This window comes from Rhodobacter calidifons (assembly GCF_011174775.1).
GTDB lineage: Bacteria > Pseudomonadota > Alphaproteobacteria > Rhodobacterales > Rhodobacteraceae > Tabrizicola > Tabrizicola calidifons.
The window spans coordinates 14949-29100 of the sequence record NZ_JAANHS010000022.1 but is presented as its reverse complement, the minus strand read 5'-3'; the positions used below and the strand labels follow the sequence as shown (position 1 = coordinate 29100).

General features: G+C 63.7%; 10 protein-coding genes and 2 pseudogenes. 6 read left to right on the top strand and 6 right to left on the bottom strand.

Features of this window, described 5'->3' with window-relative positions; genetic code table 11:
- The 6 genes and pseudogenes from G8O29_RS16990 to G8O29_RS16970 all read right to left on the bottom strand — a co-directional run.
- Positions 1-120: pseudogene (locus G8O29_RS16990) on the bottom strand (IS5/IS1182 family transposase); the annotation flags it as partial.
- A gap of 145 nt (positions 121-265) precedes the next feature.
- A pseudogene (locus G8O29_RS18605) lies at positions 266-886 on the bottom strand (IS110 family RNA-guided transposase); the annotation flags it as partial.
- Positions 887-907: 21 nt separating this feature from the next.
- On the bottom strand, positions 908-1135 hold the full coding sequence (locus G8O29_RS18600) for a hypothetical protein (RefSeq protein WP_242679159.1): 228 nt from the start codon (positions 1133-1135) through the stop codon (positions 908-910).
- Positions 1132-1563, bottom strand: coding sequence for a replication initiation protein (locus tag G8O29_RS16980; RefSeq protein ID WP_242679158.1), 432 nt, complete (start codon positions 1561-1563; stop codon positions 1132-1134). The genes G8O29_RS18600 and G8O29_RS16980 overlap by 4 nt, the downstream gene beginning before the upstream one ends.
- A gap of 571 nt (positions 1564-2134) precedes the next feature.
- Complete coding sequence (locus tag G8O29_RS16975; protein ID WP_207623946.1) at positions 2135-2791, bottom strand: NADPH-dependent FMN reductase; 657 nt, start codon at positions 2789-2791, stop codon at positions 2135-2137.
- A 34-nt stretch (positions 2792-2825) separates the two neighbouring features.
- Positions 2826-4262, bottom strand: coding sequence for a DUF6880 family protein (locus tag G8O29_RS16970; protein WP_166404410.1), 1437 nt, complete (start codon positions 4260-4262; stop codon positions 2826-2828).
- Between the two features lie 219 nt (positions 4263-4481).
- Between G8O29_RS16970 and G8O29_RS16965 the strand changes: the two genes are divergently transcribed.
- From G8O29_RS16965 to G8O29_RS16940, 6 genes are all read left to right on the top strand, one after another.
- Positions 4482-5636 carry a tyrosine-type recombinase/integrase gene (locus tag G8O29_RS16965; RefSeq protein ID WP_166404409.1) on the top strand — a complete coding sequence of 385 codons (1155 nt, stop codon included), beginning with the start codon at positions 4482-4484 and terminating at the stop codon, positions 5634-5636.
- Positions 5637-5756: 120 nt separating this feature from the next.
- On the top strand, positions 5757-6617 hold the full coding sequence (locus G8O29_RS16960) for a BrxR family helix-turn-helix transcriptional regulator (protein ID WP_166404408.1): 861 nt from the start codon (positions 5757-5759) through the stop codon (positions 6615-6617).
- Positions 6601-8793, top strand: coding sequence for a sigma-70 family RNA polymerase sigma factor (locus tag G8O29_RS16955; protein ID WP_166404407.1), 2193 nt, complete (start codon positions 6601-6603; stop codon positions 8791-8793). Before G8O29_RS16960 ends, G8O29_RS16955 begins: the two co-directional genes overlap by 17 nt.
- Before the next feature lie 40 nt (positions 8794-8833).
- Positions 8834-10300: an ATP-binding protein gene (locus tag G8O29_RS16950; protein WP_242679157.1), complete on the top strand. Its 1467-nt coding sequence runs from the start codon at positions 8834-8836 to the stop codon at positions 10298-10300.
- Positions 10297-13164: a Z1 domain-containing protein gene (locus G8O29_RS16945; RefSeq protein ID WP_166404405.1), complete on the top strand. Its 2868-nt coding sequence runs from the start codon at positions 10297-10299 to the stop codon at positions 13162-13164. Before G8O29_RS16950 ends, G8O29_RS16945 begins: the two co-directional genes overlap by 4 nt.
- The gene (locus G8O29_RS16940; RefSeq protein WP_166404404.1) at positions 13148-14152 is read left to right on the top strand and encodes a PD-(D/E)XK motif protein; all 1005 of its coding nucleotides are present in this window, start codon (positions 13148-13150) and stop codon (positions 14150-14152) included. Before G8O29_RS16945 ends, G8O29_RS16940 begins: the two co-directional genes overlap by 17 nt.

Sequence of the window (14152 nt, the reverse complement as noted above, 5' to 3'; positions counted from 1 at the left end):
GCGGGTGTCGAAGGCGCCGTCGGCGGTGACGCTGGCGATCTCTTGCTCCGGCGGGATCTGGTCGAGCAGGTCGGGCAGCATCGGGGCGTCGCCGACATCGCTCGTGGTGAACTCGGCCGAGGCAGCGACCCGCACCCTCGACCTGTTGAACGCCAACAAGACGGGCACCGCTCTGCCTGTTCGCGCCCCTAACGCCGGCACCTACCTTCCATGGCTTTCTCGCCATGAGCTTGCCCAGCCAGCTGTCGGGCGCCGTCCCTTTCGCCGACGCCCAGCGAAGGCACACGGTCGCGCCGTTGACCAGCAGCCGTCGCATGTCGGCCTGACCCATCCTGCTGACTCTCCCCAGTCTCGTCTTGCCGCCGGTCGAGTGCTGCGTCGGGACCAGGCCCAGCCACGCCGCGAAGTCGCGACCGCGGCGGAAGGACTCCATGGCGGGCGCAAACGCCAGAAACGCCGCGGCATTTACGGTTCCGACGCCCGGCATAGTCTGGATCCGACGGGCGACCTCGTCGGTCTTTGCGATCTCCGCCATCTGCCGCTCGAGCGCGGCTATGGTGCCGCCGAGCTGCTCAATCTGATGGAAGTAGAGGCGCGCCGTCTCGAAAACCAAGTCGGGCACGAGCTCTGGAGACGCTTCGAGGGTCTCCGAGAACGCGAGAAGCGCGGCTTGGCCTTTGGCGACGATGACGCCGTGCTCTTGCAAATGGCCGCGGAGCGTAACCATCAGCTTGGCCCGCTGTCGGGTGAAGGTCTGGTGGGTGCGGAAGAGCACCGCGCGGGCCTGTTGCTCCTGGGTCTTCACCGCGACAAAGCGCATGTCCGGCTGCCGCACGGCCGTCGCGATCGCCGCAGCGTCGTTGGCGTCGTTCTTGCCGCGCTTCACGTACGGCTTCACGTAGGTCGGCTAGATCAGGCGCACGTCGTGCCCGGCCTTCTGTGCGATCCGTCCCCAGTGGTGGCTCGTCGCACAAGCTTCCATCGCGACGATCGCTTTCGGGTGACTGAGAAGCAACTCCTCGAACTTGGCCCGCGTGTACTTCCTGTTGAAGACGGCTTCGCCGTCCGCTGTCGCGCCGCACACTTGGATCGTATGCTTCGCAAGGTCGACCGCCAGAATGCTCACGATCTTCATTCGGTGCTCCTCATCTGATCGCGCAAGCGCGGGATCGTGCCCCAACGCCCCCCGGTCGGAGCTAGGTCGAGCTCCGCCATGAAGCGGCTCAAGCTGCTGCCGAGAACGATGTGGCGCTCCTTGGTGCGGACGGCTTCGGTGGTGAGGAAACCCGTCACCAGGCGCGGGATGCTGCCGTAGGGGAGTCCGATCTTCGAGGGCGCCAGCATCGTCAGCGAGAAGGCGCCATTGGTGCGGGTGAACTCGTTGCGCGCGACGCGGCGATGCGGCATCGTCGCCTGCACCATGGCGCGCGCCATGAACCCGAGTGCCCCGGCCTCCTTGGCTGCTTCGAGCTCGATGGCCAATGCCGTCCCGAACAGCTTGTCGAGCGTGCGGGAGATCGGCTGATTGTCGTTGGCGGGCTCCAGCGGGCGTTCAGGAGCCATGGGAGCGAAGCTATCAAGTGGCTCCATCGCGTCGATCTCTAGTCTGTGTCGCGCTTTCATCTCCAGCGGTCGCCTTTGTTCTCTTTTCGTTCTCGCAACACTAACACGACGGGATGATGTCGTGGTCAGGAATCGACTCTGGCGACCGAGGCGAACGTTGCTGGGATCTGTTGCCTGCCGTTGGCACGGCTTGGTCCTAAGTATGCCAAATCTGTGCCAGAAACGCCGAAAGCCCCTATCGTGAGGCGCGGGGCTTTCTGGATTATCTCGCCGAAACAGGCATTTAGTTGGTTGCGGGGGCAGGATTTGAACCTGCGGCCTTCAGGTTATGAGTCGTGCCGAACGGACCATGAACGATTGCGCTGGGTTTCGTATTCCTTCGACATTTCCGCCAGTTGAAGACCCCTGCCCCGTGCGCTCCATGCGCACGATTGCGCGGGAACCGGCAGCACTTTGTCCCCTCTTGCTTCCACAATGCTTCCACGTACGCGTCGGGTGATGGTCGCGGTAGCAGGGCGCATCAAGTGGCGCTCATCGCCCTGCAAACGCGTCGCCCAGGCGGTGCCCCGGTTCACGGCGCGTTGCGCTGCGAAGGGTCGCGGGTGAAGGCGGCGGGGCGGTCGGCCGCGCCCTCGGCGCGCTGGCGGCGGGCGGCCTCGGCCCACCAGATCAGTTGCGCGAGGGTCCGGCCGATATAGCCGTCCCATCGCTCCCCATCGACGCCGGGAGCGTAGCCGCCGTCCTCCGTAAAGACCTCCTGCGCCTTGGGCACATGGATCATCGCCGAGACCGGCAGGCAGCCAAGCTCCGACAGGAAGGTGCGCATGTTCACCGCCGCGCGCGCCCCACCCCATTGCCCGGCGGAATAGGTGGCGATCGCGCTCGGCTTGTAGGCGTAGAGCGAGCTGCCGAAATGGTTCAGCAGATGCGCAAGCGCCGGGCTCATCGAGTGGTTGTATTCCGGACTGACCATGACGAAGCCGTCCGCCGCCTCGATCCGCCGCGCCAGATCCTCGAGCGCCGCGGGCGCCTTGCCCTGCGCATGGGCGAAATGCGGCTTGAATGCCCCGCCGAGGTCGAAATCCAGCGGATCGACCAGCCCGACTTCGTGGCCCTCGGCCGCGAGCAAGCCCCGGCAGGCCCGGGCCACCCGCTCCCCCAGGCGTGCAGGGCGCGGCGGCGTGCTGTCCCGCACGGAGCCGAGGAAGACCAGCAAATTCAGGGCCATGACAAACTTTCCATCTTGCTTCGATTCTGGCCGGTCATTCAGCAACGCTCCAGAACCCGAACTTCCTGCCATGCTCCTCCTTCAGCCGGGCGACATAGGCGTCGTGCGTCTCGAACGCGCCGAAGTCCGGGATGTCGCACGCGAGCCGGGCGCAGGTGGCCAGATGCTCGGCGGCATACCGATACCGCTTCGCCCGTGATCGGGTGAGCGTGAAGTCGATCATCGCGCGGAGCACCAGCGTCGCGGCCAGCGGATGACGCTCTGACAATGCCTCCGCCGCGGGGGCAAGATACTCGTAGTGATCCCCGTCGATCTCGTCGTGCCTCGCCACCAAGAGTTCGGCCGCGCGATCCAGCGCGGGCCACTCGAGGAAGAACTGCAAGGCGTGAAGAAACCTTGGATAGACCATGGCGTGCGCCATCGCCCGCTCTTCCGCCTCGATGTCGTCGAAGTCGGGAAGCCTCTTGAGATAGGCCCGCAGGTAGCCGTCGGAGAGCGTGCGCTCGAAGCAGTCCCACCGGAACGCCTGCGCCTCCTTGCCGCGACCCAGCGCCCCCAGCGTCTGCAGGCGAATGTCCTGCCAGGCCAGCGGAACCCGCAAGCCGTCGCCGAGTTCCGCGCGCTCGAGGAACCCCAGCGCCTCATCCGCCCTGCCGGCCGCCAGCAGACGCTGCGCGATCTCTGCCGCGATCTGCGGCACCTTACGGGTCTTCGGATCGTACTGAGCGATGAAGCCGTCGACGTCGTCCTGCGCGTCCGCGATGTCCTTGAGCGCCATGGTGACCGTGCTCGCGCGCTCGCGCGCCCGCGTCTCGTGCTCGTACGCGGTGCCGCCCGGGCCCCAGCCCACCGCCTTCCACTGATCCTTCGGCGGAACCGGCACAGGCGAGCGACCGAGTTCCTCGGCCATCGATCTCAAAGCGGCGAGTCCCTTCTCGCCGAGCGCTGGCGCCATGGTGCCGATCAGGCCGTCATACTGGCCATAGCCGTTGTCCTGCAGCGCATCGAGGACAGCGTCGGCGAGCGCCTGCGGCTCCGGTCGGACCTTCCCGGCGAGCTGGCCGAGATCGGCGCAGGCCTGGCGGAAGATGCCGATGACGGTGCCGCTGGAGTCGTCGCAACGCTCGAACACCGGCGTGGCCAGCGCCATGAACCGCCACATGAGCGCCACTGCCTCATCCGGATCGGCGGGCGCGATCTGCTCGACGATGGCGCGACGCTGGGTTTCGAGGTCCGTGACCAGCGCCTTACGGTTCTTCCAGGTGATGAAGCTGCGGGCGCGGGCGATGCTGGTCAACCGCTTCGTGATCTCCCGCGCCGCCTCCCTTGGGCTCTGAGCGCCCGCCAGCGCGAGCCGGAGCTTGCGCTTGGCCGCCGCGTTGCCGGTGCTGACCTCGATCAGCAGTTGCGCCAGGCGCTCGGCGCCCAGCGCCTCGAGGTTCTTCGCATTGAGGGTGGTCTTGGAAGCCATCGGATCGCCAGTTTCTTTTTTCCGAGCCTATCAGCGGTCCGCGGGGTCCGGAACCTGCGTTCTGATTCGCGCAGCTCGTCGGTTCCCCGCACCACCGCGCCGAAAGGTCCTGCGCAGAATCGCGCCGTATTTCCTTTTTCTTCGCCATTTCAATGTGTTCGTTGACTGTCGTTCGCACTTCAGCACTGTGGAATGGAGAAAGCACCACCGAAGGCCGCCATGCCCAAGCTTACCAAACGCATCGTCGACGCTGCCGAGGCTCAGCCCACCGAATACTTCGTCTGGGATAGCGAGATCCCCGGCTTCGGGCTGCGCGTGCTGCCGAGCGGGCGCAAGGGCTACGTGGTCCAGTATCGCGCCGGACGCCGGTCGCGGCGGATCAGCCTCGGGCCCAGCACGGTGCTGACCTGCGAGCAGGCGCGCAACCGCGCCATCTCCATCGTCGCCGCCGCGCGCAATGGCGCGGACCCCGCCGCCGAGCGGGACGCGGGGCGCAGGGCGATCACGGTGAAGGAGCTGGCGGAGCGGTTCGACAAGGAGCACATCGCGATCCGCGTGAAGGCAAGCACGGCCAAGGAATATCGCCGGAACTTGAGGCGCTTCATCCTGCCCGCGCTCGGGCAGCTGACGGTCACGGGCACCACCCGGGCCGACGTGGCGAAGTTCCACCACGACCTCCGCCATATCCCCTATCAGGCGAACCGCTGCCTCGAAGTGGTCTCGAAGATGTTCAGCCTCGCCGAGATGTGGGGCCTGCGTCCGGACGGCACCAATCCGCGAAAGCACATCCGGAAGTATTCCGAAGAGAAGCGCGAGCGCTTTCTCAGCGCGGCGGAGCTGCGCCGGATCGGCGAGGTGCTGCGCGAGATGGAGGCGGAGGGGATCGAACTGCCCTCGGCCATCCTCGCCGCCCGCCTGCTGATCCTGACCGGATGTCGGCTGAGCGAGATCATGACGCTGCAGTGGGCTCACGTCGATCTGGCCGAGCGCGTCCTGCGCCTGCCGGATTCCAAGTCCGGCGCCAAGATCGTCCATCTCGGACAGCCCGCCGTCGACCTGCTCCGCGACGCTCAGCGCATCGACGGGAACCTGTGGGTCATCACCGGTACCCTGCCGGGCAAGCGCCTGAGCGATCTACAGCCCTTCTGGCAGCGCGTTCGCGCCCGCGCCGGGGTGAAGGACGTCCGCATACACGACCTGCGCCACACCTTCGCGTCGACCGCCGTCGCCTCGGGTCAGGGACTGCCGATGATCGGCAAGCTCCTTGGCCACACGCAGGTCCAGACCACGGCGCGCTATGCCCATCTGGCGGCCGAGCCGGTGCGGATGGCTGCCGATGTGGTGGCGCAGAACCTCAGGCAATCCTTGGGATAATCGCGCCCCGACGCGCCCCTTTTCGATTGATTGCGCAATCCCTCGCGGCTACGGTCCAAGAAAGCCCAGAGATTGGGCGCGCACAGTTCGCGTGCGCGCAGGGCTGGGCGGGAGCGCAACGTGGACCGGGACAAGGCCGAACTTCGCTGGGGGATTGAGCAGCGCCTCGAGTTCATCGAGTTCCGTCTGTTCTGGGAGGGACACGTCAATCGCATCGACGTGATGCAGCAGTTCGGCGTCTCGGTGAACCAGGCATCCTCTGACCTGAACCGCTACATCGCGCTGGCGCCGGACAACATGGTCTACGACAAGAGCGCGCGGACCTACGTCCGCGGCCCAGACTTCGACTGCAAGTTCCGTTCGCCAGACGCCGCACACTACCTCTCGCAGCTCCGCCTGGTTGCCGACGACGTGCTGGAGCGCGAAGATTGCTGGATCGCTGACCTGCCACCCTACGCATCCGCCCCGACGCCGGTTCGCGGCGTTGAGCCGGTGACACTTCGCTCGGTTGTCGGCGCCATCCGCCGGTCCGAGGCGATCGAGGTGAAGTACCAGTCCCTGTCTAGCCCCGAGCCGCGCTGGCGCTGGATCGCGCCTCACGCCATCGCGTTCGACGGGTTCCGCTGGCACACCCGGGCGCTCTGCCTGACCGATGACTGCTTCAAGGACTTCCTGCTCTCGCGGGTGCTGGAGATTCGAGGATCGCGTGAGAGCGAAGCGTCAGCCGACGATGATCGCGACTGGCATTCCGAGGTCACGCTGGAGGTCGGGCCCCACCCCGCCCTGTCGGAAACTCAGGCAAAGGTCATCGCGCTCGACTACGGGATGCGTGGCGGCAAGGCGAAGATCAAGGTCCGACGTGCGCTGTTGTACTACGCGCTGAGACGTCTCGGACTCGATACTGATCCCAGCGCGAGGAAGCCACAAGACCAGCAGATCATACTTCTCAACAGGGAGGTCATTCATGAAGATCATGGATAGACTGTCCCGCATCTTCGGCAGTCGCGACGAGGCGACGAGCGAACCGGAGAGCCATGTTCTTGGCCCTTTCGAGATCCGGCTGATCGCCGAAGGGAAGCTCGAGCGGCTTGCCGATTTTGCGGCATCCTCCCGCCTCCACGCGGCCGACCCTAAGGGAGATACGCCGCTCCACCTTGCTGCGCGCATGGGCAATCTTGCCGTTTGCGATCTCTTCATTCGGTCGGGTGCCGACCCCGGCGTACTGAACCACGACCGACAGACGCCTGCTGATGTGGCATTTGCCGAAGGTCACGGTCTCACCGCGCAGCTTCTGTCTTCGCTTGTTGCGGGGTCGCCGGAAACGGAGACGGAGACGGAGACGGTTAGCGAGCGCGAGGTTTCACTCGTGGTCGACTCTGTAGTTGCCGGGCACGATGCAGTTCGGGAGCACCGTTTCGCGGGAATTCAGGAGACTGAGCCAGCCGATAGGGTTGACGACCTGGATGACCTGCTGAATTTCGAAGCTGAGGCAGAACCAGAGGAATTCTTCGATCAGTACGCGGGCGATACGGCATCGGGGACATTCGTTGCGCTCGTCAGTTCGTCACCCGTGGTTTCGGATGACGAGGACGGGGATTGGGATCTCGACCTTTCACAAGCACCAATTTCCGGAGAGGGCATCGGCTCCAGTGCCGCTGCGGCCGCCGATCACGGTGCAGAGAGTGACTTCCGGCAGGTCCGCAACCGCGGCCGACAATCGGTCAAACGAGCGGTCGTCCAGACCGGCACGCGGATGTCGATCGACCCAGATCTCTGCTTCACCTGGGCAGAGGAGATTCTGGCAAAGGGTCGGTGCTCCCTCGACGATATCGACCGCCTGGTCGCCCATTGCGAAGGGAATGGTGATCTCGAGGAACTGCGCATCAATCTCCAGCGCAACCTGGAAGCAGCTGGCTTCGATCTCGCTCAAGCGACGGGGCATGATGCCGACCTCTGGGACGCCGTCTCGGACATATCGTCCGATGACCTTGCTGACGCGATAGAGGCAGCCCTTACGCGTCGGACGCGGCTTCCCGGCACACAGCGCTTCGTCATGGACAAATCAGAAGAGCTGCAGTTGCTGGAGCCAATGATGCGGGCCAAGCAGGAACTCCAGCTGGGCATCCTGGCCTCCGAGACCGCCGTCGAAACGATCCTCGACGTCATGGACCGCATCCGCGACGGTTCGCGAGACCCCGGCTCGGTCTCCCTGAGAACCATTATTCCCTCGCGACCGGGCCATGCGGAGACGTCCGAAGTAATGGCCGCCGCGGACGCCCTGAGGTCGTGGCACACTACTGGCCGGGTAATGGACGGCAAACGACGAAGAGAGGCACTTGCTGCGCTCGAGGCATTGGAACTCTCTCTCGCATTCCACAAGGAGTTGGTCCGCAGACTGGAGCAGTTCCCAGCGTGCCAAGCCGAGGCCAGTCAGCTGGAAGCCGAAATCCTGATCTCCGAATCCGCTACCGAACACCTTATCCGCGAGCACCTGCCTTACGTGCGGCGGTTTGCCTCGCGGAACGTGGAGGAAGGCGAGGATCCAGAGGACGTCTTCCAAGTGGCGTTCATGGGTCTGCAGCGTTCCACAAGGCGATTTGATCCCGAACGTGGTTATCGCTTCCTCATCTACGCCACTTACTGGATGCGACAGGCCATCATGCGATGGCGCGCTGATGAAGGCGCGGCGATCCGCATCCCCGTGCATCGGAACGAGAAGGTCACCAAGCTTGATCGCGCCCTCGACAGGCTGGACGTTCGGGTCGGCGGTGCCGTTTCCGACCTCGATCTCGCCGAAGAGCTGGAATGGGCAATCGACGAGGTCAGACAGTTCCGCGGCATCCCGCGTGAAGCCGAATATCCCGCAAGCCTCGACGACTGGGACAACCTGCTGCCCGAACCTCCAGAAGTGGATGTCTTCGACCAGGCAGAAACCGAAAGGATCGTGACAGACGCACTGGCTGATCTGCCAGAACGTCAGGCTGATGTGATCCGGATGCGCTTTGGTATCGGGCGCGCTTCCGACATGACCCTTGAGGAAATCGGTCAGATCTACGGCGTGACGCGCGAGCGCATTCGCCAAATAGAAGCGAAAGGCCTCGATCGTCTTTCCCATCCGGGTCGCAAGCGTCGGCTCCAGGAATTGCTGGGGATGTGACGGGATGGGTGTAAGAAATGCTCCTCCTCATGCCGGGTCGATGCTCGAGTCCCTTCGTGGACTCGGCTACGCGCCTCCCACCGCACTGGCCGATCTGGTCGACAATTCCATCGCCGCAAATGCGCGCGACGTCGCCGTTCATCTTGAGTGGGCCGGTCCAGAGAGCTGGGTAAGAATTGTCGATGAAGGTGAAGGCATGGACGACGCGGCTCTGGAGGCAGGCATGCGCCTTGGCGCTCGCGATCCGAGGGCTGAACGCGCCGCCACTGACCTTGGGCGCTTCGGGCTGGGCCTGAAGACGGCCAGCTTCTCTCAGGCTCGTCGCCTGACCGTCGCCAGTCGGAAGGAAGGTGGACCGGTCGTCTGCTTGCGCTGGGACCTCGATCTTATCGGTCAGGAACCCGGGGCCGATTGGCCGCTCTTCGAGGGGCCGGCGCCGGGATCAGAGCATCTGCTCGCGCCGCTGAACAAGATGGCCCACGGCACCGTCGTACTCTGGGAGAAACTGGACCGCATCGTGACCGATGGCTTCACGGGCACCGACATGATCGAGCTCGCGGATCGCGTGGAAGCGCATCTTGCAATGACCTTTCACCGGCTCCTCGATGGCCAACTGCCCATGCTGCGCCTGACTCTTAATGGCAGAGGATTGAAGCCTTGGGATCCGTACCTCATCGGTCATCCCGGCAAGGCGCTCGAAAGCCCCGAGTATCGGATCCTCCACACCACCGGTGTGACCGTGCAATGCCACGTCCTTCCGCATCGCGACATGCTCAAGCCTGCCGAACAGGAAGCGGCGGCGGGGCCCGGAGGATGGACGCAGCAGGAGGGCTTCTACGTCTACCGCAACAAGCGTCTCCTTCTCGCTGGGGGTTGGCTTGGCCTCGGCGATGGCGGCAAGCCATGGCCGCGCGATGAAGCTCACAGGCTCGCTCGTATCCGGCTCGACATACCGAACAGCGCGGATGCCGATTGGAAGATCAATGTCCTGAAATCAACGGCCAGCCCCCCGGTGCGCCTGCGATCCCAGCTTCATCGTCTCGCAACAGAAACACGCGACACGGCGCGGCGGGTCTTCGCCCACCGGGGACACGTGACCCCGGCCTCAGGCACGCGCCCGAACGCGGTCGCCGAAGCCTGGCAAGTGCGGCGTTCGGCACAAGGAACGTCTTACCGGATCGCTCGTGACCATGATCTTGTCGCCTCGATCCTCGATCGCGCCGGGCCACTCAAGCCCGACATCCTCGCTCTTCTGAGGCTGATCGAGGAGACAGTGCCCGTGCAGCGTATCTGGCTGGATACGGCGGAAGACAAGGAGACGCCGAGAACTGGTTTCGCCGGAGCGGCTGACAACGAGGTGATGGAGACCCTGTCCTCGATGTTTCAAGCACTGGTGAAGTTCCGCGGGCTCAGCCCGACCGAGGCGCGCGAGCGGCTCGGTCGCACGCCCCCATTCGACCGGCACCTCGGCCTGGTTGCAGCCCTTGAAGCGAAAGACACGCAATGACGATTTCAAACCAGAAGGCCTTCGATTCAATCCTTTCCATGGCCCAGAACATGCTCCGCCTTGCTGCGGAACGCGCTCAGAGCCCTGTCACTCCGGAAATGATCGAGAAGGAGCTGACCAAGCTGTCGATCATGATGGAGGACGATTTCGCCCTTGTTGATCGGGACGCGCTCGTTGACGAACTGATCCGCCGGTCAAGCCGCACGGTGGGCGAGAACGCCACCCTGTCGAGCGGTGAGGACCATGTTGCCTGGCTTGATGCAGAAAGAAAGAAGGGCTGGACCTATTGGCAGCGCTACTCGGAGTACATGGAAGCGCGCATCCCCTGGACAGCCCTCGACGCGCTCGACGTCGCCACTGACGAAGTCCTCTCACAGCTCGAGGACCCGACCCGGGAAGGCGCCTGGGATCGTCGCGGACTGGTCGTTGGCCACGTTCAGTCGGGGAAGACAGGCAATTATACCGGACTGATCTGCAAGGCCGCCGACGCTGGATACAAGATCATCATCGTGCTCGCCGGCCTGCACAACAACCTCAGAGCACAGACCCAGATCCGCCTGGACGAGGGGTTTCTCGGTTTTGCCACCATCGCGGATGCTGACGAGCTCCCAGCAGTGGGGGTCGGACTGATCGACAAGGACATGTCGGTCCGTCCCAATGCTGCAACGAATCGGAGCGACAAGGGCGACTTCAACACGGCCGTTGCCGCGAAGATGAACATCAGCCCAGAACAGCGACCGTGGTTGTTCGTCGTCAAGAAGAACAAGACGGTGCTGGAGCGCCTGCTGCACTGGATCCGCAACCGTGTGGCCAATCACGTCGACCCCGAAACAGGTCGCAAACTCGTCACCAACCTGCCTCTCATGGTGATCGACGACGAGTCCGATCACGGATCTGTCGACACCGGTGAAGATGTCGTGGACGAGTTCGGCAACCCGGATCTCGAACACGAGCCCAAGACGATCAACAGGTTGATCCGGTCGATCCTCCACCATTTCTCGCGGAAGGCTTATGTCGGCTACACGGCGACACCCTTTGCGAACATCTTCATTCATGACCGCGGGGAGACTCAGGAGCACGGACCGGACCTCTTCCCCGCAGCCTTCATCACCAGCCTTGCGGCGCCATCGAATTATGTCGGACCGGGTCGTGTCTTCGGATCAGCTTCCAGCACGCCGGAAGACCTGCCTCTGGTGCGCCCGCTTGCGGACGATGAGTTCCAGCCGTGGATGCCGCCACGACACAAGAACGGCTACCGGCCGCGATGGCAGGGGGATGACCGTGTGCCGGACTCGCTTGCAGAAGCGATCCGCTCATTCGTCTATGCCTGTGCCGTGAGGAAGCTGCGCGGACAGGGCAGCAAACACTCCTCGATGCTCATCCACGTTACCCGCTTCACCTCGGTGCAGAACGCCGTCGTCAACCAGGTCGCAGAGTACGTGCGAGATCTGAAGGGCCGCTACATCCGCGGCATCGAGCTCGAGAACCTCGAGGCGTCCATGCGCACGGAGTATCAGGAAACCTTTCTGCGAGGGATGCAGGGGATCCGTTCCGCCCTCGTCGAGGGTGAAACGCTAGAGGACTTCCCGTGGGCCGACATTCGTGCCGTCCTCCCCGACGTACTGTCCGACATTCGCGTCCGCGAGATCAACGGCACGGCCAAGGACGCACTCGACTACGCCGAAAATGATGGCACCGGCCTGAAGGTGATTGCCATCGGCGGCGACAAGCTGGCGCGTGGTCTGACGCTCGAGGGTCTCTGCACGAGCTACTTCCTTCGAACCGCACGCATGTACGACACGCTAATGCAGATGGGGCGATGGTTCGGCTATCGCGACGGCTACCTCGATGTCTGCCGCCTCTACACATCGCAGGAAATGGTGGAGTGGTTCGGCCACATCGCCGATGCCGCAGAAGAGCTCCGCCAGGAGTTTGACAACATGGTCGCGGCCGGCGCTACGCCAAAACAGTTCGGTCTGCGGGTGAAATCGCATTCCGTGCTGACGGTGACTTCTCGGGCCAAGATGAGAAACGCTCGCGCGATGCAGCTGACCTACTCGGGCGACCTTTTGCAGACCATCGTGTTTCCCAACCGCAAGGAGGACATCACTGCAAACTTCAATGCCACGGATCGGTTCATCAGCGCACTCGGTCCATCGACGGATCTGAACGATCAGCATTTCGTTCCACAAGGTCAGAAGTGGAACGGTCACCTCTGGCGGAATGTGTCAGCCCTGAACGTCATCTCGTTTCTGCGGGACTACAGGACCCACTCCGCCAGCTTCAGGATCATGAGTCCGCTGATTGCGGACTTCATCGAGGAAATGAACAAGGATCGCGAGCTCACGAGCTGGACCGTCGCGCTGATCGGGAAGGACAGCGGTCCGGACGACAAGCACCGCAAAGTAGGCGGTTGCTCGATCAACATGCTCCAGCGCAAGCGCACCACCGAACATACCGATCGATACTCGATCAAGACCCTGATCTCGCCTCGCGATCAGGCCATCGATCTGACCGAGGCGGAATGGAAGGCAGCGCTCGAACTCAGCCAGAAGACCTGGCGCAACGACACGGATCGAAACGAAGGCAAGGAGCCGCCGTCCGAACCGAGAGGCCCACAGATCCGTCACGTACTCGGGGAAGGCGTCGCCGAAGCGGGCATTCCGACTCGTCGGGAACGAGGCCTTCTCATGCTCTATCTGCTCGATCCCGAGGGTGCGGGTGTCGATGAACTGAAGGATGCCGATCCCGTCGTGGCCTGGGCAATCAGTTTTCCGTCAAGCACTTCCGAGAGAAGGGTCTCCAACTCGAGGTACATTGCCAACAGCGTACTGTGGGGGGGCCTCAATGACTGGGTGGACTGAAGAGGGGATTGCTCGTGCCTGGCGAGCGCTCGCGCGACAGGAAGCGGCGGAAGACTGGCGGTTTGTACATCTCACCGATATGGGCGCGGTCTCGGTTGAGGCGGGTTGTCAGTTTCCACTCGGGCGGGAGGCGCTGATCGTCTCCTTTCCGGGATCTTGGCCGGTGAACCCAGCAAGGCTTCCTGAAGGCAAGGGCTTCGACGTCGCCTGCATCGAGGGGCAGACCGTATTCGCAGGCAAGACGGCGATTGCTCTCGTCAGGCGGCCAGAGGGCTCACCCGACATCTTCGCCATCATGGTCGTGGATGTCTTGAGAGCGCTGGAGACTGCCGCCAACGGCGCGGGCCGCGACGTTATGGAGGCGTTCCTCGAGCGGGTCAGGGAGTGGCAGGCTTTCATGGCCCGATCACACCGCCCTCTTTCGTCCGACGCGCAGATCGGCCTTCTCGGCGAGCTTTGGATGCTCAGATTGCTGGCCGACACTTCCCTTGGGGCGGGTGCTCTCGACTGCTGGCAGGGACCGTTGCGAGCGGCGCAGGACTTCCACGTTCGGGGGGGCGCTGTAGAGGTGAAGAGCACGATCCGCACCGGCAGTTTCCTCGCGCGGATCAACAGCATCGAACAGCTGGATGGTGACCGGGCGCCGATCTTCCTGTGCGCCTTCCGCTTCGAGGAAACCACCGATGGGATCTCGCTCGTCAGTCTTGTGACTGAACTCCGAGAGAGGTTCGGACTGGCCGGAGTGCAACGCGGGTTCGAAGCACTGCTCATGGTGATGGGGTACCTCGACGAGCATGCAGCGCTCTACGGGCGCACGCTGACATTGAAGGACGCAAGGGCGTTCCGCGCGGAAGGTGACATGCCGCGTCTCACGCGCGCGGCGCTTCCAGCTGCCATCCGCTCAGCTGCCTATGTGCTCGACCTCGACGCGCTCGAAGTTCCCTCGATCGGACTTTCGGAGTTGATCAACGAATTTGGACTGGATTGA

Excerpts from the sequence above, each read along its gene's own strand:
- G8O29_RS18600 (WP_242679159.1), bottom strand. The coding sequence starts at position 1,135 with ATGAAGATCGTGAGCATTCTGGCGGTCGACCTTGCGAAGCATACGATC.
- G8O29_RS16950 (WP_242679157.1), top strand. The coding sequence starts at position 8,834 with ATGCTCGAGTCCCTTCGTGGACTCGGCTACGCGCCTCCCACCGCACTG.
- G8O29_RS16965 (WP_166404409.1), top strand. The coding sequence starts at position 4,482 with ATGCCCAAGCTTACCAAACGCATCGTCGACGCTGCCGAGGCTCAGCCC.
- G8O29_RS16970 (WP_166404410.1), bottom strand. The coding sequence starts at position 4,262 with ATGGCTTCCAAGACCACCCTCAATGCGAAGAACCTCGAGGCGCTGGGC.
- G8O29_RS16940 (WP_166404404.1), top strand. The coding sequence starts at position 13,148 with ATGACTGGGTGGACTGAAGAGGGGATTGCTCGTGCCTGGCGAGCGCTC.
- G8O29_RS16980 (WP_242679158.1), bottom strand. The coding sequence starts at position 1,563 with ATGGCTCCTGAACGCCCGCTGGAGCCCGCCAACGACAATCAGCCGATC.
- G8O29_RS16945 (WP_166404405.1), top strand. The coding sequence starts at position 10,297 with ATGACGATTTCAAACCAGAAGGCCTTCGATTCAATCCTTTCCATGGCC.
- G8O29_RS16975 (WP_207623946.1), bottom strand. The coding sequence starts at position 2,791 with ATGGCCCTGAATTTGCTGGTCTTCCTCGGCTCCGTGCGGGACAGCACG.
- G8O29_RS16955 (WP_166404407.1), top strand. The coding sequence starts at position 6,601 with ATGAAGATCATGGATAGACTGTCCCGCATCTTCGGCAGTCGCGACGAG.